At 36.2% G+C, this 240-nt stretch carries 1 protein-coding gene; it reads right to left on the reverse strand.

Features of this window, described 5'->3' with window-relative positions:
- Nucleotides 1–240, reverse strand: a 240-nt coding sequence (locus tag AOA61_RS31675; RefSeq protein ID WP_218197297.1) for a hypothetical protein, incomplete at both ends; no start/stop codon positions are given.

Here is a 240-nt window from a genome sequence, read left to right on the forward strand (position 1 = left end):
GTCTATGGGTTACATTTACATATCCCCAATCTAACTCTCTACCTATAGGAAACTCAAATCCCCCTATATTGATTGGAATTCCTAATGTAGCTCTAATTCTATAGGAGCCAGTAAAATCTATGCCCCTATTCCCTGATGTATATCTATAATCAGTTGAATAATTACTAGTTGAAACAGAAAAGGCCGCTCCAAAATTAGCATCAACATCTATGCTTGGACTTCTCAAAGCAGTAAATGTAC

Source organism: Pseudomonas sp. 2995-1 (assembly GCF_002742505.1).
GTDB classification, from domain to species: Bacteria; Pseudomonadota; Gammaproteobacteria; order Pseudomonadales; family Pseudomonadaceae; genus Aquipseudomonas; species Aquipseudomonas sivasensis.